This is a genomic window from Rhodocista pekingensis (assembly GCF_042665545.1).
In the GTDB taxonomy this organism is placed as follows: domain Bacteria; phylum Pseudomonadota; class Alphaproteobacteria; order Azospirillales; family Azospirillaceae; genus Rhodocista; species Rhodocista pekingensis.
The window spans coordinates 140,243-163,488 of record NZ_JBHTCM010000018.1 but is presented as its reverse complement, the minus strand read 5'-3'; the positions used below and the strand labels follow the sequence as shown (position 1 = coordinate 163,488).

Annotated in this window: 25 protein-coding genes; 9 read left to right on the top strand and 16 right to left on the bottom strand. The window is 72.5% G+C overall.

What is annotated here, in order from left to right; all coding sequences use genetic code 11:
* Positions 1-10 precede the first annotated feature (10 nt).
* From hisF to hisB, 5 genes are all read right to left on the bottom strand, one after another.
* Entirely contained in the window at positions 11-787 is a 777-nt protein-coding gene (hisF, locus tag ACFQPS_RS16195; protein ID WP_377360256.1) for an imidazole glycerol phosphate synthase subunit HisF, read from the bottom strand.
* The gene (gene hisA, locus ACFQPS_RS16190; protein WP_377360255.1) at positions 781-1,524 is read right to left on the bottom strand and encodes a 1-(5-phosphoribosyl)-5-[(5-phosphoribosylamino)methylideneamino]imidazole-4-carboxamide isomerase; all 744 of its coding nucleotides are present in this window, start codon (positions 1,522-1,524) and stop codon (positions 781-783) included. Before hisA ends, hisF begins: the two co-directional genes overlap by 7 nt.
* Entirely contained in the window at positions 1,521-2,108 is a 588-nt protein-coding gene (locus ACFQPS_RS16185; RefSeq protein ID WP_377360254.1) for a GNAT family N-acetyltransferase, read from the bottom strand. The genes hisA and ACFQPS_RS16185 overlap by 4 nt, the downstream gene beginning before the upstream one ends.
* Positions 2,109-2,135: 27 nt before the next feature.
* Positions 2,136-2,783 carry an imidazole glycerol phosphate synthase subunit HisH gene (gene hisH, locus ACFQPS_RS16180; protein ID WP_377360253.1) on the bottom strand — a complete coding sequence of 216 codons (648 nt, stop codon included), beginning with the start codon at positions 2,781-2,783 and terminating at the stop codon, positions 2,136-2,138.
* A gap of 76 nt (positions 2,784-2,859) precedes the next feature.
* The gene (gene hisB, locus ACFQPS_RS16175) at positions 2,860-3,489 is read right to left on the bottom strand and encodes an imidazoleglycerol-phosphate dehydratase HisB (RefSeq protein WP_377360252.1); all 630 of its coding nucleotides are present in this window, start codon (positions 3,487-3,489) and stop codon (positions 2,860-2,862) included.
* A 176-nt stretch (positions 3,490-3,665) separates the two neighbouring features.
* Between hisB and ACFQPS_RS16170 the strand changes: the two genes are divergently transcribed.
* The 3 genes from ACFQPS_RS16170 to hslU all read left to right on the top strand — a co-directional run bounded on the left by ACFQPS_RS16170 (position 3,666) and on the right by hslU (position 6,976).
* Positions 3,666-4,982, top strand: a complete 1,317-nt coding sequence (locus ACFQPS_RS16170) for a serine protease family protein (protein WP_377360251.1) — start codon at positions 3,666-3,668, stop codon at positions 4,980-4,982.
* Positions 4,983-5,095: 113 nt separating this feature from the next.
* Entirely contained in the window at positions 5,096-5,659 is a 564-nt protein-coding gene (gene hslV / locus ACFQPS_RS16165) for an ATP-dependent protease subunit HslV (protein WP_012568433.1), read from the top strand.
* Positions 5,660-5,662: 3 nt separating this feature from the next.
* Positions 5,663-6,976: an ATP-dependent protease ATPase subunit HslU gene (hslU, locus tag ACFQPS_RS16160; protein WP_377360250.1), complete on the top strand. Its 1,314-nt coding sequence runs from the start codon at positions 5,663-5,665 to the stop codon at positions 6,974-6,976.
* 49 nt (positions 6,977-7,025) lie between these two features.
* Here hslU and ACFQPS_RS16155 read toward each other — a convergent pair whose 3' ends face one another.
* A complete protein-coding gene (locus ACFQPS_RS16155) occupies positions 7,026-7,640 on the bottom strand; it encodes a hypothetical protein (RefSeq protein WP_377360249.1) in 615 nt (204 codons plus the stop codon).
* A 65-nt stretch (positions 7,641-7,705) separates the two neighbouring features.
* Here ACFQPS_RS16155 and ACFQPS_RS16150 point away from each other — a divergent pair, with 65 nt between their 5' ends.
* Complete coding sequence (locus tag ACFQPS_RS16150) at positions 7,706-8,023, top strand: DUF6916 family protein (protein ID WP_377360248.1); 318 nt, start codon at positions 7,706-7,708, stop codon at positions 8,021-8,023.
* A gap of 159 nt (positions 8,024-8,182) precedes the next feature.
* Here ACFQPS_RS16150 and ACFQPS_RS16145 read toward each other — a convergent pair whose 3' ends face one another.
* Positions 8,183-8,803, bottom strand: a complete 621-nt coding sequence (locus ACFQPS_RS16145; protein ID WP_377360247.1) for a phage tail protein — start codon at positions 8,801-8,803, stop codon at positions 8,183-8,185.
* Positions 8,804-9,212: 409 nt separating this feature from the next.
* Here ACFQPS_RS16145 and ACFQPS_RS16140 point away from each other — a divergent pair, with 409 nt between their 5' ends.
* Complete coding sequence (locus ACFQPS_RS16140; RefSeq protein WP_377360246.1) at positions 9,213-10,865, top strand: long-chain-fatty-acid--CoA ligase; 1,653 nt, start codon at positions 9,213-9,215, stop codon at positions 10,863-10,865.
* A 67-nt stretch (positions 10,866-10,932) separates the two neighbouring features.
* On the opposite strand, the gene ACFQPS_RS16135 is transcribed toward ACFQPS_RS16140, so the two are convergent.
* The 7 genes from ACFQPS_RS16135 to ACFQPS_RS16105 all read right to left on the bottom strand — a co-directional run bounded on the left by ACFQPS_RS16135 (position 10,933) and on the right by ACFQPS_RS16105 (position 17,789).
* A complete protein-coding gene (locus tag ACFQPS_RS16135; protein ID WP_377360245.1) occupies positions 10,933-12,120 on the bottom strand; it encodes an ABC transporter permease in 1,188 nt (395 codons plus the stop codon).
* 4 nt (positions 12,121-12,124) lie between these two features.
* Entirely contained in the window at positions 12,125-13,288 is a 1,164-nt protein-coding gene (locus ACFQPS_RS16130; protein ID WP_377360244.1) for an ABC transporter permease, read from the bottom strand.
* Positions 13,289-13,299: 11 nt separating this feature from the next.
* Positions 13,300-13,995 (bottom strand): ABC transporter ATP-binding protein, encoded by a 696-nt coding sequence (locus ACFQPS_RS16125; RefSeq protein WP_377360243.1) that lies wholly within the window; start codon positions 13,993-13,995, stop codon positions 13,300-13,302.
* Between the two features lie 72 nt (positions 13,996-14,067).
* The gene (locus ACFQPS_RS16120) at positions 14,068-15,198 is read right to left on the bottom strand and encodes an efflux RND transporter periplasmic adaptor subunit (protein ID WP_377360242.1); all 1,131 of its coding nucleotides are present in this window, start codon (positions 15,196-15,198) and stop codon (positions 14,068-14,070) included.
* Between the two features lie 204 nt (positions 15,199-15,402).
* Positions 15,403-16,449, bottom strand: coding sequence for an Acg family FMN-binding oxidoreductase (locus tag ACFQPS_RS16115; protein WP_377360241.1), 1,047 nt, complete (start codon positions 16,447-16,449; stop codon positions 15,403-15,405).
* A gap of 127 nt (positions 16,450-16,576) precedes the next feature.
* Entirely contained in the window at positions 16,577-17,059 is a 483-nt protein-coding gene (locus ACFQPS_RS16110) for a GNAT family N-acetyltransferase (protein ID WP_377360240.1), read from the bottom strand.
* A gap of 40 nt (positions 17,060-17,099) precedes the next feature.
* Complete coding sequence (locus ACFQPS_RS16105) at positions 17,100-17,789, bottom strand: class I SAM-dependent methyltransferase (RefSeq protein WP_377360239.1); 690 nt, start codon at positions 17,787-17,789, stop codon at positions 17,100-17,102.
* Positions 17,790-18,007: 218 nt separating this feature from the next.
* On the opposite strand from ACFQPS_RS16105, the gene ACFQPS_RS16100 reads away from it, so the two are divergent.
* Both ACFQPS_RS16100 and ACFQPS_RS16095 read left to right on the top strand, forming a co-directional pair.
* The gene (locus tag ACFQPS_RS16100; RefSeq protein ID WP_377360238.1) at positions 18,008-18,673 is read left to right on the top strand and encodes a glutathione S-transferase family protein; all 666 of its coding nucleotides are present in this window, start codon (positions 18,008-18,010) and stop codon (positions 18,671-18,673) included.
* A gap of 162 nt (positions 18,674-18,835) precedes the next feature.
* On the top strand, positions 18,836-19,579 hold the full coding sequence (locus tag ACFQPS_RS16095) for a hypothetical protein (protein ID WP_377360237.1): 744 nt from the start codon (positions 18,836-18,838) through the stop codon (positions 19,577-19,579).
* A gap of 23 nt (positions 19,580-19,602) precedes the next feature.
* On the opposite strand, the gene ACFQPS_RS16090 is transcribed toward ACFQPS_RS16095, so the two are convergent.
* On the bottom strand, positions 19,603-20,499 hold the full coding sequence (locus ACFQPS_RS16090; RefSeq protein WP_377360236.1) for an SDR family oxidoreductase: 897 nt from the start codon (positions 20,497-20,499) through the stop codon (positions 19,603-19,605).
* A 48-nt stretch (positions 20,500-20,547) separates the two neighbouring features.
* On the opposite strand from ACFQPS_RS16090, the gene ACFQPS_RS16085 reads away from it, so the two are divergent.
* A complete protein-coding gene (locus ACFQPS_RS16085; protein WP_377360235.1) occupies positions 20,548-21,351 on the top strand; it encodes a tetratricopeptide repeat protein in 804 nt (267 codons plus the stop codon).
* 194 nt (positions 21,352-21,545) lie between these two features.
* Positions 21,546-21,776, top strand: a complete 231-nt coding sequence (locus tag ACFQPS_RS16080; protein ID WP_377360234.1) for a hypothetical protein — start codon at positions 21,546-21,548, stop codon at positions 21,774-21,776.
* A 10-nt stretch (positions 21,777-21,786) separates the two neighbouring features.
* Here ACFQPS_RS16080 and ACFQPS_RS16075 read toward each other — a convergent pair whose 3' ends face one another.
* Positions 21,787-23,115 (bottom strand): MFS transporter, encoded by a 1,329-nt coding sequence (locus ACFQPS_RS16075; RefSeq protein ID WP_377360233.1) that lies wholly within the window; start codon positions 23,113-23,115, stop codon positions 21,787-21,789.
* Positions 23,116-23,246 lie beyond the last annotated feature (131 nt).

Here is a 23,246-nt window from a genome sequence, read left to right as displayed (position 1 = left end):
ATGGCCGCCCTCACGCAAGTCGCATCGGGATGCCCGCCGCCGCCAGGTGGCGCTTGGCCTGCCCGACGGAGAAGGTCCCGAAATGGAAGATGCTGGCGGCCAGCACGGCGGAGGCGTGGCCGTCGCGGATGCCCGCCACGAGATGGTCGAGCGTGCCGACCCCGCCGGAGGCGATCACCGGCACGGGCACGGCGTCGGCCACGGCGCGGGTCAGGCCGATGTCGAAGCCGGCCTTGGTGCCGTCGCGGTCCATGGAGGTCAGCAGGATCTCCCCCGCCCCGAGCGTCGCCATGCGCCGGGCCCAGTCCACGGCGTCCAGCCCGGTCGGGGTGCGCCCGCCATGGGTGAACACCTCCCAGCGCGGGGCGCCGTCGGGGCCGGGCGCCACCGCCTTGGCGTCGATGGCGACGACGATGCACTGGCTGCCGAACTTCTCCGCGCCCTCGCGCACGAAGTCGGGGCGGTGGACGGCCGCGGTGTTGATCGACACCTTGTCGGCGCCGGCCAGCAGCAGGCGGCGGATGTCCTCCACCGTGCGCACGCCGCCGCCGACGGTCAGCGGCATGAAGACCTGTTCCGCCGTGCGGCGGACCACGTCGTAGATCGTCTCGCGGTTGTCGGAACTGGCGGTGATGTCCAGGAAGGTCAGCTCGTCCGCCCCGGCCGCGTCGTAGAGTCGGGCCTGCTCCACCGGATCGCCCGCATCCACCAGATCGACGAAGTTCACGCCCTTGACGACGCGCCCGTCCTTCACGTCCAGGCAGGGGATGACGCGGGCCTTCAGCACCGGGCATCCTCCGGGTCGGCGGTCAGCGCCAGCGCCTGCCGCGGGTCGATGCGGCCGTCATAGAGCGCGCGGCCGACGATCACCCCCTCGATGCCGGTCTCGGCCTCCGCCTTCAGCGCCAGAAGGTCGGAGAGCGCATGCACCCCGCCCGAGGCGATCACCGGCGTCGTCAGATGCACGGCGAGGTCGGCCGTCGCCTCGACATTCACGCCGCCCATGGCGCCGTCGCGGTTGATGTCGGTGTAGACGATGGCGGCCACCCCGGCATCCTCGAAGCGCAGCGCCAGATCCAGCGCCCGCACGTCGGAGGTGGTGGCCCAGCCCTCCACCGCGACATGGCCGTCGCGGGCGTCGATGCCGACGCAGATGCGGCCGGGGAAGGCGCGGCAGGCCTCCTTCACCAGATCGGGGTCGCGCAGCGCCACGGTGCCCAGGATGACGCGGTGGATGCCGCGGCCCAGCCATTCCTCGATCGTGGCGATGTCGCGGATGCCGCCGCCGAGCTGGACGGGGATGCTGACGCGCTCCAGGATGCGGGAGACGGCATCGGCATTGACCGGGCGGCCGGCGAAGGCGCCGTTCAGATCCACCAGATGCAGCCAGCGGAAGCCCTGCTCCTGGAAGGCGGCCGCCTGGGCCGCGGGGTCCGGGTTGAAGACGGTGGCCTGATCCATGTCGCCGCGCAGCAGCCGCACGGCCTGCCCGTCCTTGAGGTCGATCGCCGGATAGATGTTCATCGGTTCCGCCCGCTGTCGCCGGCGGAGCCCTCGGGGCCGTCCGCCGGACCGTCGTCCAAGTCCTTCGTGTAGAAGTATCCGGCGAACACCCGGCCATGGGCCATGGCGTAACGGGGGTGGACACCCCAGCGCCGGTATCCGAGGGATTCATAGAGCGCGATGGCCGCCTTCTGGCTGTCGCGCACGTCCAGGTTCAGCACCCGGAAGCCGCCGCGGCGCGCCTCTTCCTCCACCGCCAGCGTCAGCATCCGGGCCAGCCCGTGGCCGCGCGCCCACGGCGCGACGAAGCTGGTCGTCAGCGTGGCGGCGAAGTGCTGCGATTCATTGTTGCGGGTCGGCCGCACGAGCTGGGCCGAGGCGCAGACCACCCCGTCCAGCCGGCCGACGAACAGGACCCGCTCCGGCACCGCCATGACGCCGCGCCAGTAGCGTTCCTGGGCCTCGCGCTCCGGCGGAGCGACCCAGCCGAAGCCGCCGCCGTCCAGGATGGCGGCGTCGGCCGCATCGCACAGGTCATGCAGGTCGCCGCGCCGCAGCTCCTCCACGATCTCGACGGTGGACCGGGCCTTGAGACCGCTCACCATGGGCGTCCTCCGGGGGGATCGGCGGGCCTAGGGCCGCCAGGACAGGAAGTTGGCGATCAGGCGCAGGCCGGCGGCCTGGCTCTTCTCGGGGTGGAACTGGGTGCCGACCAGATTATCGCGGCCGACGACGGCGGCGACCGGGCCGCCATAGTCGCACGTCGCCAGCACCTGCGCCGGGTCGGCGGGGACCATGTGGTAGGAATGCACGAAATAGGCGTGCTGGCCGTGCTCCAGCCCGGCCAGGACGGGATGGTCGGGCCGGGCGAGGCGCAGCTCGTTCCAGCCCATGTGCGGGATCTTCAGCGCCGGGTCGGCCGGGGCCAGCGGCACCACCTCGGCATCCAGCCAGCCCAGCCCCTCGTGCCGGCCGTGCTCCAGCCCGGTCCGGGCCATGAGCTGCATGCCGATGCAGATGCCCAGGAACGGCCGGCCGCGGCGCAGCACCGTCTCCTCCAGGGCGGCGACCATGCCGGGCACGGCGGCAAGGCCGCGGCGGCAGTCGCCGAAGGCGCCGACGCCGGGCAGCACGACGCGGTCGGCCCGGCGCACGACTTCCGGGTCGGCGGTGACGGCGATCTCGGCCGCGATACCGCTGTCGGCGGCGGCGCGCTCCAGCGCCTTGGCGGCCGAGCGCAGGTTGCCCGAGCCGTAGTCGATCAACGCGATGGTGCTCATGCCCGGCCCCCCGGCCCTGCGGACACGTCCCGCGCCGCGGCGGCGGGCCTGTTCATGCTCTTGCGGTGCGGTCCGGTCACAGCGATCCGCCCAGCACACCCTTGGTCGATGGCACGGCGTCCGCCTTGCGCGGGTCGATCTCCACCGCGGCGCGCAGGGCGCGCGCCAGCGCCTTGTAGCAGCTCTCCACGATATGGTGGTTGTTCTCGCCGTACAGGGTCTCGACATGCAGGGTGGCGCCGGCGGCCTGGGCGAAGGCCTGGAACCACTCCTTGAACAGCTCGGTGTCCATCTGGCCCAGCTTGTCGCGGCTGAAGGCCACCTTCCAGATCAGGTAGGGCCGGTTGGACAGGTCGATGGCGGCGCGGGTCAGCGTCTCGTCCATCGGGACATAGGCGTGGCCGTAGCGCTGGATGCCGCGGCGTTCCCCCAGCGCCTTCGCCACCGCCTCGCCGATGGCGATGCCGGTATCCTCGGTCGTGTGGTGGAAGTCGATGTGCAGGTCGCCCTCCGCCGCCACCTCCAGGTCGATCAGGGAGTGGCGGGAGAGCTGCTCCAGCATGTGGTCCAGGAAACCGATGCCGGTGGCGACGGCATAGCGGCCGGTGCCGTCCAGGTCGACGGCGACCCGGATGCGGGTCTCCCGGGTCGTGCGCTCCACCGTGGCGCGCCGGGCGGGGATCGGGGCGGGGGTGCTGCTGTCCATGGCCCTAGGTAACAGCGCCCGGCGGCGTCTGTCCAGCAGGCCCGGCCCGCCCTGCGGGCATCGCAGCGGTGCCGGCCGCGGGAGGCGCCGCCCGGCGGGCGCCGGCTTGCCGGGACCGGGGGCGCGGGATAGGCTTTATACCCGCAGAACGGGAGAAGCCGCATGACGGGGACCGCATGACGGGAGGGAGCCGGGGCAGGAACGCCCTCCGGCGCGGGCCGGTTCTGCTGCTGCTTCCCTGGCTGGCCGGCTGCGGCGGCGGGGCGGTGCTGCCGCCGCTGCCCGGCGCGGCCCCCGGCGCGCCGGAACCGCCTTCCATCACCTGGGATGAGCCGGGCTCCGGCCCCGCACCGGAGAGCCGGCCGGTGCCGCTGGGCATCCAGGGGCTGGCGTTCGACATCCCGCGCGGGTCGGACGCGGGCAGCCACCGCTTCGGGTTGCTCTGCGGGCCGCCCTACACGACGGTGACCTGGGTGCCGCCGCGCTTCGGCCGTGGCGACCTGGAGGATCTGGTCCACGGAACGCTGACGGCGCAGGGCTTCGACGTGGCGGGCGATCCCGACGATCCCTTCGCGGCGGAGGACCGGCGGCGGGCGGAGATCCTGCTGGCCGGGCGGCTGGTGGCGGCGCGCTACGATCTCTGCAACGCCGTCAACCTGTGGACCGCCTGGTCGGAGGGGCAGAGCGGCGAGGCCGCCGTGCGGGTGGAGTGGACGCTGTACGCCCGCGCCGACCGCGCCGTCCTCTTCCGTGCCGTCACGGATGGCCGCGCCCGGCTGGCGGAGGCCAGCCCCGACGGCCGCTTCCTGCTGCTGCGCGGCGCGCTGGGCGACGCCGTGGCGGCGCTGGGCCGGCTGCCGGACTTCCATGCCGCCCTGGGCCGTGCCGCCCTGGGCCGCGGCATCCCGGCGGCGGCTTCCCCGCCCGCCGCCCCGGACCTGCCCTGGATCGCGCTGCCGGCGGTGGACGGGACCGCGCCCGCCGGCACCCCGCTGCGCGTCGGGGACGGCCATGGCGTGGTGCTGACGGCGGACGGGCTGGCCCTGGCGGCGGCCCCGCCCGCTCTCCTGGCCGCTCCGGTGCCTGTCGTGCTGGCGGACGGGCGCAGCGTCAGCGCGACGGTGGAGCGGGCGGACCCCGACGCCGGCGTCGCCCTGCTGCGCCTGCCGCCGGGGCAGCACACGGCCCGGCCGCTGCGCCTGTCACGCCCGCGGGTCAGCGAGCCGGTGCGGGTGGAGACGGGCGGCCGGGTCCTGGAGGGGATCGTCGCCACGGCACCGCCCGGCGGGCCCGTGCTGGCGGAGCTGCCGGGGCTGTCCGGCCGGACCGGGCTTCCCCTGCTGGACACGGCCGGCCGCGTCGTCGCCCTGGGCGTCGCGGCGCCGCCCGGAGCGGACCCGCCGGAGCCCGGAACCGGCTGGTTCCTGCCCGTGGCCGAGGCGCTGCGGGCGCTGCGCCTGCGCCCGGAAGCGTTGCCGCATCCGGGGGAGTGACCGCACGGGCCGCTTGACCCCCGGGGCCGTCTGCCCACCTATCAGGAGCCGACCGACGGGCCGCTGCGCCCGCGCCCTTCCGGTCCCGTCCCGGAGCCTTTTCGAGACCGTTCATGCGCTACACGTCCGCCTCGTCGCCCGAACCCGTCCAGTGGCATGGCACCACCATCCTGTCGGTCCGTAAGGACGGACAGGTGGTCATCGCCGGCGACGGTCAGGTCTCCATGGGCCAGACCATCATCAAGTCCAACGCCCGCAAGGTGCGCCGGCTGGCCGGCGGCGGCGTGATGGCCGGGTTCGCCGGCGCCACCGCCGACGCCATGGCCCTGTTCGAGCGGCTGGAGGCGAAGCTGGAGCAGCATCCCGGCCAGCTTGCCCGCGCCTGCGTGGAGATGGCGAAGGACTGGCGGACGGACCGCTATCTGCGCCGGCTGGAGGCGATGATGGCCGTGGCCGACCGCGACGTCAGCCTGGTCATCACCGGCACCGGCGACGTGCTGGAGCCGGAGGACGGGCTGATCGGCATCGGCTCCGGCGGCGCCTTCGCCCTGTCCGCGGCGCGCGCGCTGGTGGACATCCCCGGCATGGACGCCGAGGCCATCGCCCGCAAGGCGATGCGCATCGCCGGCGAAATCTGCGTCTACACCAACGCTTCCATCACGCTCGAGAAGATCTGAGCCATGACCTCCTTCTCCCCGCGCGAGATCGTCTCCGAACTGGACCGCTACATCGTCGGCCAGCATGAGGCCAAGCGGGCCGTCGCCATCGCGCTGCGCAACCGCTGGCGCCGCCAGCAGCTTCCCGAGGGGCTGCGGGAGGAGGTGCTGCCGAAGAACATCCTGATGATCGGCCCGACCGGCGTCGGCAAGACCGAGATCGCCCGCCGGCTGGCCCGGCTGGCCCAGGCGCCCTTCCTGAAGGTGGAGGCGACGAAGTTCACCGAGGTCGGCTATGTCGGCCGCGACGTGGAGCAGATCATCCGCGATCTGGTGGAGATCGCCATCGGCCTGACCCGCGAGCGGCTGCGCAAGGAGGTCGCCAGCAAGGCCGAGCTGCGCGCCGAGGACCGCGTGCTGGAGGCCCTGGTCGGCGCCAACGCCGGCGGCGAGACGCGGCAGAAGTTCCGCAAGATGCTGCGGGAGGGCCAGCTCAACGACCGCGAGATCGAGATCCAGGTGCAGGACACCTCGGTCCAGGGCCTGCCCACCTTCGACGTGCCGGGCATGCCCGGCGCCCAGATGGGCATGATCAACCTGGGCGACATCTTCGGCAAGGCGCTGGGCGGCCGGACCAAGGTGCGCCGCATGAGCGTGTCGGAAAGCTACGACGTGCTGATGGCCGAGGAGTCCGACAAGCTGCTGGACCAGGAGAAGGTCGTCGCCGAGGCCATCCAGGCGGTGGAGCAGAACGGCATCGTCTTCCTGGACGAGATCGACAAGATCACCGCCCGGTCGGAGGTGCGCGGCGGCGCCGACGTCAGCCGCGAGGGCGTGCAGCGCGACCTGCTGCCGCTGATCGAAGGCACCACCGTCGCCACCAAGCACGGGCCGGTGAAGACCGACCATGTGCTGTTCATCGCCTCGGGCGCGTTCCATCTGGCGAAGCCGTCGGACCTGCTGCCCGAGCTACAGGGCCGGCTGCCCATCCGGGTCGAGCTGAAGGCCCTGTCGCAGGAGGATTTCCGCCGCATCCTGACCGAGCCGGAGGCCAGCCTGATCAAGCAGTACAAGGCGCTGCTGGCGACGGAGGGGATGACGCTGGACTTCACCGACGACGGCATCGACGAGCTGGCCCGGCTGGCGGCGGAGATCAACCGCTCGGTGGAGAACATCGGCGCCCGCCGCCTGCACACGGTGCTGGAGCGGCTGCTGGAGGAGATCAGCTTCACCGCGTCCGACCGCAGCGGCGAGAGCGTCACCATCGACGCCGCCTATGTCCGCGGCCAGCTCCAGGGCCTCGCCCAGAACACCGACCTGTCCAAGTTCATCCTCTGACGGCGGGGCCGGGCACGGACAGGGCGGGCCAGCCGTCGCCCCGCCGTGTTCATCCGTGCCGCTCCGTGCCGGTCGGCGCTGCCGCCGGATCGGGGGCCGCCCCGTCATCCCCCGCGGGCGGGTAGCGCAGTTCGACCATGGGGCCGTGGCGGCCGCACTCGCGCCAGCCCAGGCGCGCGGTGATGCGGCGGACGGGGTTGTCCTGGTGGTGGTGGATATGGACCGGGCGGCCCAGCAGGTCGGCGGTCCGGCGCAGGGCGCGCAGCACGCCGACGGCGACGCCGCCGCCGCGCCGGTCGGGCAGCAGCGCGATCTCCACCCCCTGGATGCGCGACGCGCGGCTGAGCACGTCCAGCACCTGATAGCCCACCGGCTCGCCGTGCAGCAGCAGCAGGTCGATCCAGGCTCCGGGGAACACCGTCTCCCAGCCGGTGCGCTGCACCCGCCACTGCATGTCCAGGATCTGCCCCAGCACCGGTTGCGGGATGCCGGTCAGTTCCGCCCCGCGGAAGGTGTCGAAGACGCGGCGCACGAAGGGCCAGTCCGCCTCCCCCACCGGCCGGAAGTCGAGCCCCGGCACGAGGCCGCGGGCCAGCGCGAAATAGGGGTGGTCTGCGCGCGCCGGGTGGTCGGGGACGGGATCGTCATGCGGATCGGGCGACAAGGGATTTACCTTACACGTTGCGGTGGGCATAGTCGCGCAGGCCGCGAACCAAGGAAAGCCTGCCCATGATCGTCCACGGCGTCGACCTCTCGAAACTCCCCCTGCTGACCGTCGAGCAGTTCGAGCACGCGGTCGGCCGCACCTTCACGCTGGAGACGGTGCCCGAACCGGTGGATGTCCGCCTCGACTCGGTGCGGCGCTTCCCGAAGCTGAGCGTCAGCCTGCGCGAGCCCTTCACGGCCTTCTTCTCCAGCGCGCCGGACGTGCAACTCCTTGAGGGGCTCTACAAGGCGACGCTGGACGGCGACACGACGCTGGAACTGTACCTGATCCCGGTGGTCGCCCCGCCCGGCCGGCGCTGCTACCAGGCCGTCTACAACTGACGGCGGCCCCGGCACCGCCGGACCCGGCCGGAACGGGAAAGGGCCCGACGGAAGGGACCTGACCGCCGGAAGGGTCCTGACAGAAAGGGGCGGAACCGTGCGGTCCCGCCCCTCCCGTCGTCTTCGACCCGTCCGGGGTACGGCGCCCCGGCGCCCGCGTCAGTCCCGCGGCGGCCAGAGCCCCTGGAGGCAGAAGCAGAAATTGATGCACTGCCAGGGCTGCATCAGCCCGACCGGGGAATTGCCCCCGGCATTGCCGATGGTGACGATCGGCGGCGCCAGCGTGCCCGACGCGACCGGCACGGCGGTCCCGCTGGCGGGGCCGTAGACCTTCACGGTGACCGCATCGCCGCCGAAGTCGCCGCTTGCCGCCGTCAGGTACTTGCCCACGGCGGGCGCGCTCGAATCGGCGGGGCCGGTATAGGCGTTGAGCGTCACCGTCCCACCGCCGCCGGTGGAGGTGGCGGAATGGGTATGGACCGGCATCTGGGCCTGGGTCAGGGTCACCGACTCGCCGCCGCCATACTGGCCGATGATCCGGTTGCTGGTCGGCGGCACGCCGCCGCTCCCGGGGAACTGGCCGGCGCCGACGGGAACACGGCCGCGCAGGTCGGGCACGGCGAAGCTCGTCGTGCCGTTGCCGCCGTAGGTGGAGCCGATCAGGGCGAAGACCGCCTGATAATTGTTCGTCGGAAGGACCTGGCCCTGACACAGGGTCCAGTTCGCCGGCGCCCAGGGCACGGCCCAGGGCATGATCGTACCGATGAAGGGATCAGACATTAAGAGACCTCCCCTTTCTGTAGGCCCGCCGGCGGCTGCCGCGGCGGCACCGAGCTGTGGACGGCACCGCACGCCCGCCGGGCTGGCGGCCCATGGTGGTACAATCCGGGGTAAGCCTAACCCCGTACCCAGAAAGGCGAAACAGAAATCTCCGTGACTCCTGTTCCGCGAAACAGGAGTAGCGCCAGGATGTCACAGACACACCATTGCCGCCCCCCAGCCCATTGCTTGCAAGTGTATGGAGGCATGATGCCGGCACGCCGCGGCCGCCCCGCCGGGACCCGACGCCCGGACGCCTCATCCACAGGCCGGTCACCCGGCTTTTCCCCCGGCGTAGGTTCTGGCGAGCAAGCCGGGGAACGGTTAAGGTCCCGGGGACGAACAAGAACAGCCCACGGGAGGAGGCAGAATGCTGCGTGGACTCATGATGGACCGGCCCCTGATGATCTCGTCGATCCTCAGGCACGCCGCCCTCTATCACGGCACCGCCACCATCGCCTCGCGCTTCGGCACCGAGAAGCCGCACAAGTACACCTACCGCGACGCCTGGGCGCGCACCCGGCAGCTTGCCAACGTGCTGGTCGAGCTGGGGATCAAGCCCGGCGACCGGGTGGCGACGCTGGCCTGGAACGACCACCGGCATGTCGAGCTGTACTATGCCATCGCGGGCATCGGCGCCGTCGTCCACACGGTCAATCCGCGCCTCTTCCCCGAACAGCTCATCTACATCTTCAATCACGCCGCGGACGAGGTGCTGTTCGTCGATCCGATGTTCCTGCCGCTGGTGGAGAAGCTGAAGCCCCACCTGAAGACGCTGCGCACCATCGTGGTGATGACCCGGCCCGAACTGATGCCGCAGCAGAGCAGCCTGCCCAGCCTGCTCTGCTACGAGACGCTGATGGAGGGCGCGAAGCCCGACTTCGACTTCCCCGAGTTCGATGAGAACACGGCGGCCGGGCTCTGCTACACCTCCGGCACGACCGGCAACCCCAAGGGTGTGCTCTACAGCCACCGTTCCACCGTGCTGCACGCCTACGGCTTCCTGGCCATTCCAGGCATGGAGGTGCGCTCGCACGACACCGCCCTGGTGGTGGTGCCGCTGTTCCACGCCAACGCCTGGGGCTACCCCTACTCCGCCCCCATCATCGGGGCCAGCATGGTGCTGCCGGGACCGAAGCTGGACGGCCGCTCCGTCCATGAGCTGATGGAGGAGGAGAAGGTCACCGTCTCCTCCGGCGTGCCGACGGTCTGGCTGGGGCTGCTCGCGCATCTGCGCCAGTCCGGTGCCCGCTTCAGCACCCTGAAGGCGGTCACGGTCGGCGGCTCGGCCCTGCCCAAGGCGATGATCGAGGAGTTCGAGCAGGGCCACGGCGTCACCTGCATCCAGGGCTGGGGCATGACGGAGATGAGCCCGCTGGGCACTGTCGGCACCCTGGCGCCCGACCAGTTGCAGGAGCCGCTGGACGTCCAGCACGAGTTGAAGATGAAGGCCGGCCGCGCCGTCTACGGGGTGGAGATGAAGATCGTCGGCCCCGACGGGTCGGAACGGCCGCGCGACGGCGTCGCCTATGGCGAGCTGGTGGTGCGCGGCCCCTGGATCACCGCCGGCTACTACAACGACGAACAGGCGAACGCCGGCGCCTTCACCGCGGACGGCTGGTTCCGCACGGGCGACGTGGCCACCATCGACGACCGCGGCTTCATGGCCATCGTGGACCGGGCGAAGGACGTCATCAAGTCGGGCGGCGAGTGGATCAGCTCCATCGACCTGGAGAACGCCGCCATCGGCCATCCCGCCGTGCAGGAGGCCGCCGTCGTCGGCGTGCCGCATCCGAAATGGCAGGAGCGGCCGCTGCTGGTCGTCGTCCCGCGCGAGGGAAAAACGGTGGAGAAGGAGGAGCTGCTGGCCTGGCTGTCCGACAAGGTCGCCAAGTGGTGGCTGCCCGACGACATCGTCGTGATGGAGCAGCTTCCGCACACGGCCACGGGCAAGATCCTGAAGACGGCCCTGCGCAAGCAGTTCGCCGACTACCGCCTGCCGGGGGCCGAAGCCGCCGAATAGGCGGCCGGACGCCCGAGGAGAGAAACAGAGAGAGAGAAAGGGCCTTTCCGGCGGTGCCGGGAAGGCCCTATCGCTGTCCGAAGGCGGCGACCAGGGGGACGCGGGTGGCGCGGATGGCGGGGAACAGGCCGCCGATGAAGCCGACGACCAGCGCCAGCGTCACCCCCTGCATCACCAGCCCCGGCGTCAGCTTGAAGCTGAACACCACCTGGGTGAAGCTGCCGCCGAAGGTGCTGGCCGTCAGCCCGTCGAAGAAGATCCAGGTCAGCAGCGCACCGACGGCCCCGCCCAGGCTGGCCAGCGCCAGACTCTCCACCAGCGTGCCGACGAAGGCGGGGATGCCGCCGAAGCCCAGCGCCCGCAGGGTGGCGATCTCCGTCGTGCGGGCGGCGACCGAGCTGTACATGGTGTTCAGCGCACCGGCGAGCGCGCCCAGCGCCATGGCGATGGCGAGCGGCCAGCCCAGCGTCTGGATCAGCCCGCCGGTGCCCGCCGCCTGATCGGCGAAGTAGGCCTGCTCCGTCTTCGCGTCCAGCTTCAGCCGCGGGTCGGCATCGACATAGGTCTTCAGCGCCGCCAGCGCGTCCGGCCCGTCCAGCCGGACCCGGATGCTCTGGTAGAAGTTGCTGCGGTTGAACAGGCTCTGCACCGTGCCGACATCGGCCCAGAGTTCGGATTCGAAGACGCTGCCGCCCATCTCGAAGACGCCGACGACGGTCCAGGTGCCGGTGCCCAGCCGCACCGTGCTGCCGGGCTCGAAACCGGCGAACTCGCTCAGCAGCGAGCGGCCGACGATGATCTCCGCCGCACCGGGCTCGAACATCCGGCCCTCCACGATGCGGAAGCCCTGGCGGATCGCCTCCCCTTCCGGCCCCAGCCCGCGCAGAGCGATGTTGGCCTTGGTGCCGCTGGCCCGCTTGAGCCCGTCCACGATGAGGTACAGCTCGCCCGAGACCAGCGGCTTGCCCTCGGCGGTGCGGGCGATGCCCGGCGCCTCCTCCACCAGACGGAGCTGGTCGCGGCCGACGGAGCTGTTGATCTCCACGCTGGCGCCGCCGCGCAGCAGCACCGCCACGTCCGGCGAGCCGGTGCCGCGCAGGGTCTGCCGGAAACCGTTCGCCATCGCCAGGAAGGACAGCAGCACCGTCACCACGAGCGCGATCGCCACCACCGTGGACAGCGACACCCAGAAGCGGCGCGGGATGCTCTTCAGGTTGATCGCCGTGACGGCGACGATCTGGTTCAGCAGGCGCACGGGCTCAGTCCCTCCCCAGGGCGGTGACGATGCTCATGCGCAGCGCGTTCAGCGCCGGCACGACGCCGGTGACCAGACCCAGCAGCAGCATCAGCCCCACCCCCAGGAAGGCCGTCTGCGGCACCAGCCGGAGGCCCGGCGCGAAGGCCCCGGCCATCGGCGCCAGCACGGCGCAGGCCGCCGCCGCCGCGATCAGTCCCGGAATGCCGCCCAGCAGGGCCAGCAGCACGCTCTCCCCCAGCACCATGCGGAAGATCCGGCCGCTAGGGAAGCCCAGCGTCTTCAGCACCCCGATCTCCCGCGTGCGCTCCCGGATCGCCATCACCATGGTGTTGCCGACGATCATCAGGATGGTGAGGAAGGCGGCCGCCACCACCAGCGTGACGATCAGGGCGATGTTGCCGAGCTGGGCGGCGAACTGCTTGTTGAAGGCCCCCTCGGTCGTCGTCGATGTCTCGAAGGGCGAATTGGCGAACATGCCGTCCACGGCGGCGACGACCCTGTCGTTCACCTCCGGCCCCGTCGTCTCGACCAGGACGGAACCGATGAAGTTCCTCCCGAAGCTGCGCGTCTCGTTGAAATAGTCGTAGTGGAAGGCCACGAGGTTGGTGTCCACCCGGTCGCGCGCCGGCCGGAAGATGGCGGCGATGGTGAAGTCCCAGGTGCGGGTGCCGGTCGTCCGGTTGGTGAAGATGGTGCTGGACAGCGGCACCCGGTCGCCGACCTGCCAGCCGTATTTCCGTGCCACCGCCTCGCCCACCGCAAGGCTGCCGCGGTCGCGCAGAAACGCCTCCCGCTCCGCCGGATCGAAGGCGAAGTCCTCGCGGAAGATCTCCAGATAGGTCTCCGGCTCCACCGCGAAGGTGACGATGAAGTTGCGCGGTTCCTGGAAATAGCCGCCGAACCAGTTCCAGTGGCTGGCCACCCGCACGCCCTCCACCCCCCGCACCCGGTCCAGGTAGGCCAGCGGCAGCGGCTGGGTGAAGTTGATCCGGTTGACGACGACCAGCCGGTTGTCGGCCGCCGCCGCCTCGGCCGAGTTGAAGGCCCGCTCGAAGCTGGCCAGCACGCCGAAGATCAGGAAGGCGACGAAGATGCTGACCACCATGAGGAAGGCCCGCAGCTTGCGCCGGAACAGGTTTCTGCGGACCAGGTAGAAATCGTCCATCCCCGCCCCCGTCAGGCCGCGTCCAGGTCGTGCTCGACGAACTGCCCCTTGTCCAGATGCAGGACGCGACGGGCGTAGCGGGCGGCCTCCGGGTCGTGGGTGACCATGACGATGGTCTTGCCCATCTCCCGGTTCAGCAGTTGCAGCATGCGCAGGATCTCGTCCGCCGTGCTGCGGTCGAGATCGCCCGTCGGTTCGTCGCAGAGCAGCATCTTGGGGTCGGAGACGACGGCGCGGGCGATGGCGACGCGCTGCATCTGGCCGCCCGACATCTCCCGCGGGTAGTGGCCCATGCGGTCGCCCAGATCCACCAGCCGCAGCGCGATCTCCACCCGCCGCCGCCGGTCGGCCGCGTCCAGACGGGTCAGCAGCAGCGGCAGCTCCACGTTCCGGGCCGCCGTCAGCATCGGCATCAGGTTGTAGAACTGGAAGATGAAGCCGACATTGGCGGCGCGCCAGTCGGCCAGCGCGCCTTCCGACAGGCTGTCGATGCGCGCGCCGTCGAACTGGATCGTGCCGGAGGTCGGCCGGTCGATGCCGCCCAGCAGGTTCAGCAGCGTCGTCTTGCCCGACCCGCTGGGTCCCATGATGGCGACGAAGTCACCGCGCGGGATCGTCATGTCCAGGCGGTCGAAGATGGTGATCGTCTCCTTCGCCTTGGTGAAGCGCTTGGAGACTTCCGTCAGCCGGATCAGTGCGTCGCCCATGGTCTTTCCCGCTGTCGGCCGGCGCTGCCGCCGGCCGGTCCGTACCGTTTCCGTCCGCCCCGCCCGGCCGCGTCAGACGCGGTCCTCCAGGAAGGTCACCTTCGCCGCCATGTCGGGCAGGATGCGCGGATCGCGCCCGTCGAACCCGATGCGGACCCGGATGGTCGCCTTGTCGCGGTTGGCCGTCGGCACCACCGCCACCACCCGCGCGGGGATGCGCCAGTCCGGATAGGCGTCCAGCACCGCTTCCACCCGCTGGCCGGCGGCGACGCGGCCGATATAGGCCTCATTCACGTCCACCTCCACCTCCAGGCTGTCCATGTCCACGATGGTGCAGATGCCGGTGCGGGTGAAGCCGCCGCCCGCCGACACCGGAGAGATGATCTCCCCCGGCTGGGCGTTCTTGTCGATCACGACTCCGGAGAAGGGGGCCGCGATCGTGTACTTGGAAAGCTGCTCCGCCCGGCGGGAGACATCGAGCTTCGCCGTCTCGATCTGCGCCTCGGCCGCCCGGATCTGGGCGCGCAGGGAGTCCACGCGGGCCTGCGCCTTGATCAGGTCCGCCTCGCTGGCGTTGGCGTTGCGCGACAGGCTGCGGACCCGCTTCAGCGTGCTCTCGGCGTCGCGCAGGTCGGCCTGGTGGCCGGCGACGGTCGCCTGCGCCTGGTCCACGGCGGCGCGGGCCAGCGACAGGTCGATCTCCGCCAGCGCGGCGTCGAGCCGGGCCAGGACCTGCCCCTCCTCGACCCGCATCCCCTCCTCCACCAGCACGTCCACGATGCGGCCGGTGATCTCCGCCGCCACCGTGGCCTTGCGGCGGGCGACGATGTAGCCCGAGGCGACCAGCGAGCCCGCCCGCGCCGGGGCAGCAGCGGGAGCCGCCGCAGGCGCGGAGACGGTCGCCGGCGGCGGGGTGGCGGGCCGCGCCTGGGCCGTGGTGGTGGCCGGTTCGGACCGGACAGGCTCGGGGCGGGCCGGTTCGGAACGGGGGGCCGCGGCGGGCGGTGCCTTGGCCGGGGCGCGCTCGGCGGTGCGGGCCGGCGGCTGTCCGTCGATCACGTACCAGTAGGCGCCGGCCGCGACGATGCAGCCGGTCGCCAGCCCGGCGGCCACGGTCTTCCAGGGCACGCCCCGCCGGGCGGGGGGCCGGGTCCGGTCGATCGTGAGCGCGCGCAAGAGCGCCGCCTTGTCTTCCTGCATCATCCTACCTCGTCGGCCGGCCGGTCGGCCGGCGGTCCGTCACGCGCCATGACTATGGTATTAGGTCCATGGGATGAAAAGCGCGCGGCGGCAAGATTGCACCGCGATGGCACGCCCGCCACCGCGGTGCGGACCGGCCCCGGCCCCCTCGCACCCGGGCCCCTCGCACCCGGCCCCCTCGGTGCCCGCCCCGTCAGCGCCACCCCGTCAGCGCTCGACCAGCACGTCCTCCAGCGGGCGGCGGGCCGCGGCAGGCACGCTCTGCTGCGGATAGCCGATCCGCATCAGGAGCTGCGGCACGCCGTCGCCGGTGCAGTTGAAGCGCGGCAGGAGCCCGCGCAGCCGCGGCCGCAGCTCCGGCACCTCGATCGGTTCGTTCAGGAAGGCGGCGGCCAGCCCGGCCCGTGTCAGGGTCAGCAGCACCCGCGACAGTGCCCGCCCCGCCGCCAGCCAGTCGGCCGGGGTGTCGGCCGGCGTCGTCAGCACGGCCAGCGCCGGCGCGTCCTGGGCCAGCCGGCGGTCCTTCGCGGCCACGCTGTCGCCCTGGTCGGTGAAGCGGATGACCAGCGCCCCCACGGCCGAGAGCGCGTCGGGCAGGCCGAACGTCCGGGCCGACAGGCCGTCCTGGTCGGCGCCGTGGCGGGACTTCACCCAGTGCGCCAGCTCGCGCCGGAAGGCGGGGTCGTGCATCTGCGCCAGATCGCCCTCAGCGATCAGGGCGGCCACGGCGTCGCGCTCGCCCGGCTCGGTCAGGACGTGCAGCAGCGCCCCTTCCGCCTCCGCCGCGGCGACGCAGGCCATCAGGTCGCCCGGCTCGGCCGGACGGTCCTCATAGGCGGAGCGGTTGCTGTGCCGCCGCGGGATCGCGTCGAGCAGCGCCCGCGCCTCCGCATCGGGCAGCAGCTTCTCTCCGGTCAGCAGGACCCGGGCCAGCAGGTCCGGGTCGCCGGGGTCGGGGAAGGTCTCCACGATATGCGCGCGGTGGAAGGCGCGCAGGGCGACGGTCAGGTGCCCCAGCGCCGCCCCGCAGGAGATCAGCAGCGCGCGGCCGGCCGGATCGACCACCGGCAGGGCGCGCTCGCGGTCGGCCCGCAGCTCGACACAGGAGTCGGAGAGGACCAGCGTCCAGGGCTGGGTGTTGTGCCCGCTGGGGGCCAGGACGGCGTAGCGCAGCGCGAAACGGAGCTGCTCGCGCTGCGGCCCGTCCTCCGGGAAGTCGTCGGCGTCCAGGGTCCAGGGTTCGTCGTAGGCCATGGCGGCTCTCCTCCGGGGGCGGACGGATCTGGGGGCGGAAGAAACTGGGACGGGCGGGGACCCTAGCGCGGGGCGGGCCGCCCGGCCTTGACGGGGGTCAATCCCGGCGCGGCCCGGGGGATGCCGGTCAGACCAGCCTGACCGTGTAGCGGACGAAGGCGTCGCAGCCCCCCGTGACCCCGTCATAGAGCCGCCGGGCGGTGGCGTTGTCCTCCTGCGTGTGCCAGTAGACGCGGCGCCAGCCGGCCTGCCGCCCGATCTCCACCAGCCGCCCGATCAGGGCCCGGCCGACGCCGCGGCCCCGCGCCGCGGGATCGGTGTAGAGGTCCTCCAGGTAGCAGTCCGTGCGGACGCTCCAGGTGTTGTCGTGCAGCACATAGTTGCACAGCCCCACCACCCCACCGCCCTCAATGCCGCCCGCCCCGCCGTCTGCGGCCCGGGCGAGCAGGCCCTTGACCGGGGAGGCGGGGTCCAGGATGCGGCGCCAGACATCGGCGGCGACGCCGTCGGGCAGGGCCTCCCCGTAGAAGGTGCAGTAGTCGGCGAACAGCCGGTGCCAGTCCGCCGCGTCCCCGGCCGTGGCCGGGGTGACCGTGATGCCCGTTCCCATCCGCGTGCTCCTCAGCTTTCCGCCCGCGCCTGTGAGCCGGTCAGCGTTCCGCCCGGCCGGCGATGTGCGGGGCGACGATCGGGTATGGCATCCGGAACGGTTCGATGTCCACGCGGGCGAAGCCGGCGGCGCGGATGCGCCCGGCGGTGTCGCGGTCGGGCTCGCAGCCGTCGCCCAGCCGGCGCCAGACCGGCTTCACCCGCCGCTGCCAGCGCCGTTCGCCGCTGCCGGGCTCGGCCCCGACATGCTCGATGAAGACGAAGCGGCCCCCTGGCCGCAGCACCCGCCGGACCTCGGCCAGCACCCGGTCGGGATCGGCCACGCTGCACAGCACCAGGGTGGAGACGACGGCGTCCTGGCTGGCATCGGGAACCGGCAGCCGCTCCGCCGTGCCCGTGAGCAGCGTGGCGTCCAGCCCGGCGGCGTCCGCCTTGCGGAGCAGATAGGGGTGCGCCATCGGGTTGGGCTCCACCCCCGTCCAGCGGATGCCCGGCGCGAAATAACCGATATTGGCGCCGGAGCCGGGGCCGATCTCCAGCACGGCACCGCGCAGATCCCCGATCAGGTGACGCTTCCGGGCATCCACCTTCGCGTTGTAGCCGTCGGCATAGACGTGCAGGAACCAGGCGTGCAGCCGCCGCAGCCAGCCGCCGCCCGCGGGCTGCGGGGTATCGGCACAGCCGCCGCGGCAGGGCGTCGCGTCCTTCTCCGGATGGTCGTGTCGTACCATGGCTCGGTTCCTTCTGTTGCGATGCACCCCTTTGCGACCGCCGCCGTCACTCGGGAAGCCTTGTCAGCCCGCGTGCCGCTGTGGCACACGATCCGGGCGGCGGGCCCCGGCCGGGTCCGTCGAGAGGCCGCGACCCCGAGGAACCGGCGGGCTGTGGACAGGAATGTCCCGCGCCGGCGGTCCGGGAACGGCGGCCGCCCCGGTCTCATGGACCACCGATGCGCACCTTGTATCATCATCCGCTCTCCGCCTCTTCCCGCAAGGTGCGTGTCGCGCTGGGGGAGAAGCGTGTCGAGTTCGATCTGGCGCTGGAGAAGCCCTGGGACCGCCGGGAGGATTTCCTGGTGCTGAACCCGGCCGGGGAGGTCCCCGTGCTGGTGGAGGATGACGGCGTCGTCGTCGTCGGCCATGGCCCGATCTGCGAGTATCTGGAGGAAGGCTTCCCCATCACCCTGCTGGGTCCCGACCAGGTCACCCGGGCGGAGACGCGGCGGCTGGCCGCCTGGTTCGACGAGAAGTTCTCCCGCGAGGTGACGGAACTGCTGGTCGGGGAGAAGATGCTGAAACGCCTTGCCGGCCAGGGCACCCCGCACGCCCAGGCGATCCGCGCCGGGCTGGCCAACATCCACTACCATCTGGACTACATCGCCTGGCTGGCGGAGCGCCGGACCTGGCTGGCCGGTGACGACCTGACGCTGGCCGACATCTCGGCCGCGGCGCACCTGTCCTGCCTGGACTATCTGGGCGACGTGCCCTGGGACGACCATCCCGAGGCGAAGAACTGGTACGCCCGGATCAAGAGCCGGCCCAGCTTCCGCCCCCTGCTGGGCGACCACATCCCCGGCGCCTCGCCGCCGGCGCACTACGCCAACCTGGACTTCTGAGCCCGGCGGGATCGCGGGCGGTCCGCCGGGCGGATGCCGCACGGACGCTCCGCCGCGGTCGCAATTCCGCCCCCTTCCTGGGGCTGGATGGGGGTGGGTCCGGCCGGCGCCGCGGCGCCGGATTTCCGCTTTGCCCGGACCCGAAGCTACGGGAGACTCTCCATGCACCGACGCCTGTTGCCCGCGCTGGCCCTGACGGCCGGCCTCATGGCCGCCGCCCCGGCCGGCGCCCAGATCGTCCAGCCGCCCGTCTTCATCGACACCGTGTCGCTGTCGCTGGAGGCCGAGGACTGGGTGAAGACGGAGACCGCCCGCGTCAGCCTGATCGTGGACGCCGCCGGCAGCGGCGCCGAGGCCAGCCAGCTCCGGCCGGAGCTGCTGAAGGCCGCCGCCTCCGTGGCGGACAAGGCCGAGTGGCGCATCCTGCGGCTGGACCGCCGCCAGGACGAGGCCGGGCTGGACCGCTGGCAGGCCGAGCTGGAGGCGCGGCTGCCGGAGGCGCAGCTTGCCGGCCTTGCCGACCGCGCCAAGAAGGTCAGCCGCCCCGGCCTCCAGGTCCGCATCGGCGGCGTCGCCTTCGACCCCACCCTGACCGAGACGGAAGCCGTCCGCTCCCGCCTGCGGGAGGAGCTGTACGGCAAGGTGACGGCCGAGCTGGGCCGCCTTGCCAAGGTCTTCCCCGACCGGCAGTTCCGCGTCACCGGCATCGACTTCAGCGAGGAGCCGATGCCCAAGCTGATGAGCAGCCGCATGGCCATGGCCCCGGCCCGCGGCATGGAGGTGGAGGACATCGTGGAAGAGGGCGTGCAGGAGAAGCTGCACCTGACCGCGCGGGTCACCCTGGGCGCCTTCGCCGTGCCGCCCGACGCCCCCCCGCCCGCCCCCGTCCCGCCGAAGCAGCCCTGACGGGGGGCCGGAACCGCAGCGCCTCAGCCGGCGCTGCGGACCAGGGCCTGCATGCCCTCCCGGTAGGTCGGATAGGAGAGCCGGACGCCGAGGTCCGTCCGGATGCGGTCGTTCCGCACCCGCCGCGTCTCCGAATAGAAGCTGCGCTGCATGGGCGATGCCGTCGCCGGGTCGTAGGGTTCCGCCGGCGGCGGCTCCATCCCCAGCAGCCCCGCCGCATAGGCCATCACCTCGTCGGCGGGGGTGGGCTCGTCGTCGCAGACATTGTAGGCGGTGCCGGGGCGCGGCCGCTCCATGGAGGCGCGCAGCACCGCCGCGATGTCCTCCACATGGATGCGGCTGAACACCTGCCCCGGCTTCACGATGCGCCGCGCCGTGCCGGCCCGGAGCTGGTCCACCGGGCTGCGGCCGGGGCCGTAGATGCCGGCCAGCCGGAACAGGTGGACCGGCACGCCATGCTCCCGCCAGAGGGCGAGCCAGCCCGCTTCCGCCTCCACCCGCTCCCGCCCGCGGGCGTTGCCGGGGCGGAGCGGCGAGTCCTCGTCCACCCAGGCGCCGCCGGTGTCGCCATAGACCCCGGTGGTGGAGAGATAGCCGGCCCAGGTCAGCGGCAGGGCCGCGATGGCATCGGCATGGTGCGCCAGCACCGGGTCGTGGCCGCTGCCGTCCCGCGTCCCGTCCGGCCCCGGCTCGGGCGGGGCGGAGTCCAGCAGGTGGCTGGTGCCGGCCAGCGCCGCCGCCGGATCGTCCAGCGGCCGGCCGGGGCCGAACAGGTGCGCCTCGATGCCGGCCTCCCGCAGGGCCGCAGCCTTGGCCGGGTCGCGGGTGGTGCCGGCGACGCGCCAGCCCTCCGCCATCAGCGAGCGGGCGAGGGTCAGGGCGCTGTAGCCGAGACCGAAGACGAAGAGTTTCCGGGTCATGCGCGAAAGCCCCTGGACAGAACGGACCGGATCATCAAGCTAGGCGCCATGATGCGATGCTGCAACCTTCCGCCCGCCGGCCGTCGGTCCGCCGGGTCCCTGCTGCTGGCCTGCGGGCTGGCGCTGCTCTCCACGCCGGCCTTGGCCGATCCGGTGCGCGACCGCGCCTCCTGCCTCGCCCGGGCCGAGGCGACGCCGGACTTCGCCCTTGAGGAGGCGCGACTCTGGCAGCGCCAGGGCGGTGGCAACGATGCCCTGCTGTGCCAGGCGGTGGCGCTGCTGCTGCGGGCGGACTGGCGCCCGGCGGCGGAGCTGTTCGAGCGGGTGATCCCGGCCCTGACGGGCGACAGCGCGAGCGTGCGGGCGAATCTCTGGGGCCGGACGGCGCTGGCCTGGCAGAACGCCAAGGAGCCGGAGCGGGCGACCCGGGCGCTGGACCGCGCCCTGGACCTCGCGCCCGGGGACGTGGAACTGCGCCTGGACCGGGCCGTGCTGGCGGCCGGGCAGGAACGCTTCTGGGACGCGCTGGCCGATCTGGACGCGGTGCTGGCCGCCGCCCCCCGCCGGGTCGATGCCCATGTCCTGCGGGCGCAGGTGAACCGGGCCCTGGGTCAGGACAGCGATGCCGCCCGCGACGTGGACCGTGCGCTGGCGCTCGATCCCAGCGCGCCCCAGGCGCTGCTGCTGCGCGGCAGCCTGCGGGCGGAACGGGGCGACCGGGACGGCGCCCGCGCCGACTGGGTGCAGGTCGGCCGCATCGCCGGCCAGGGCTCGCTGTCCCAGGCCGCGGCGGCGAACCTGGAGGCGCTGGACGCCCTGGAGGCGCAGGAGCGGCAGAGCACCAGGCGCTGAGCGGCAGGATACGGCCGGCAGGCGCTGCGGGCCGGCCCCGTCCCGACGTCGCCCCCGCCTTTCCACGATCCTGCCACGATTGCTCCCCGCCGCCGCCGCGGACGGCATGCCAACTGGACCCGGGTCCGCCGCCGGGCGGGCCAGCGACACGACAGTCCGGCCCCTGGCGGCCGGAGACGCGCAGGGGACAGACCATGGCCGCCGCTTCTTCCATCCGCAGCCCGATCGCCGTCTTCGTCCTGGCCAGCTTCGCCATCGTCGGGGGCGCCAGCGCGCTCGCCGCCGCCACGCGCCCGGCCGTGAAGGCCCCCGCGACGCTGGCGGCCGCCCCCCTGGTGACCGCCGGCCTGAACGCGGCCGACATCAGGGCGGAGGCGGACGCCAAGGCGCTGACGCAGCCGGAAGGGCGGCTGGCCGCCCGCTGACGGCCGCGGGTCAGCCGCGCGGCGGCTCCCGCACCGTCAGCAGCAGCGCCATCCCGATCAGGAACAGTACCAGCACGGTGGACATGCCGGCCCGCTGGCTCTGGAAGGCGTCGGTGGCGAGGCCGTAGGCGAGCGGCCCGATGAAGCCGATGGCGCGGCCCGTCAGGCCGTAGAGGCCGAAGAACTCCGTCTGCATGTCCGGCGGCGACAGCCGCGCCATCATGGAGCGCGCCGCCGCCTGCGCCGGGCCGAAGAAGACACCCAGCAGCAGGCCGAAGACCAGCAGCCACTGCTGGTCCGGGGTGAAATCCAGCGGCAGCGACAGGTCCGGCGCCCAGGCCCACCAGGGCGTGCCCACCAGCAGCATCGCCAGCCCCGACAGCAGCAGCCCGCCCAGGCTGACGAGCAGCGTCGGCTTCGCCCCGGCCCGGTCGTCCAGCCAGGCGAAGCCGATCGCCCCGGCCCCGGCCGAGACGTTCAGCAGGATGGCGAAGACGATGATCTGCGCCGTCGTCATGCCGAACAGCGCCCCGGCGAAGATGCCGCCGAAGGCGGTGATGGTGCTGATGCCGTCGCGCCAGAGCGCGCTGGCGATCAGGAAGCGCACCGTGTTGGCGCGGCGCCCGGCGTGCCGGATCGTCCCGGCCAGGGTGGCGAGGCCGCGGCGCACCGCCTCCGACGCCGACAGGCCGGAGGGGGCGCGGTCCGGCACCAGCAGGAACAGGGGCAGGCTGAACAGCGCGTACCAGACAGCGACCAGGACGGAGGTGGCGCGCACCGGCGCCGCGTCCTCCGTCCCCAGCAGGCCGAACAGCGGCCGGTCGGTCTGGATCAGCAGGACGAGGCAGAGCACGAGCGCGCCCAGCCCGCCGAGATAGCCCACGCCCCAGCCCCAGCCGGAGACGCGGCCGATCATCCCTGGCGGCGCCACCGACTGCAACAGGGCGTTGTAGAAGACATTCGCCAGTTCGAAGGCGGTGGCGGCGACGCCGAAGGCGACCAGCGCCAGCAGGATGTAGGACGGGTCCGGCCGCACCAGGAAGAGGCAGGCCGAGCCCGCCACCGTCAGCGCCGTGAACACCGCCAGCCACGGCCTAGCCCGGCCGCCCTGGTCGGCGATGGCGCCCAGCACCGGCGACAGCACGGCCACCGCCAGCCCCGACAGGGCCAGCGCGAAACCCCAGTCGCGCGCCCCCGACTCGGGATCGGCGGCGACGGCGTCAGTGAAGTAGCGGCTGAAGACGAAGGTGCCGACCACCGTGTTGAAGGCCGACATCGCCCAGTCGTAGAGGCACCAGCCGGCGACCGCGGCCCTTCTGCCCTGCAAGCCTTCCGCCATCCGCCCTGTTCCTTCGATCACCGCACCGGCCGATCACCACACCGGCCGAGCCTGCAACGGTGGGCGAAAGTGGCAGACGGCCCCGGTCACGGCAAGCGCCGCCCGGACGCTGCCGGAACGACCATTCGGGC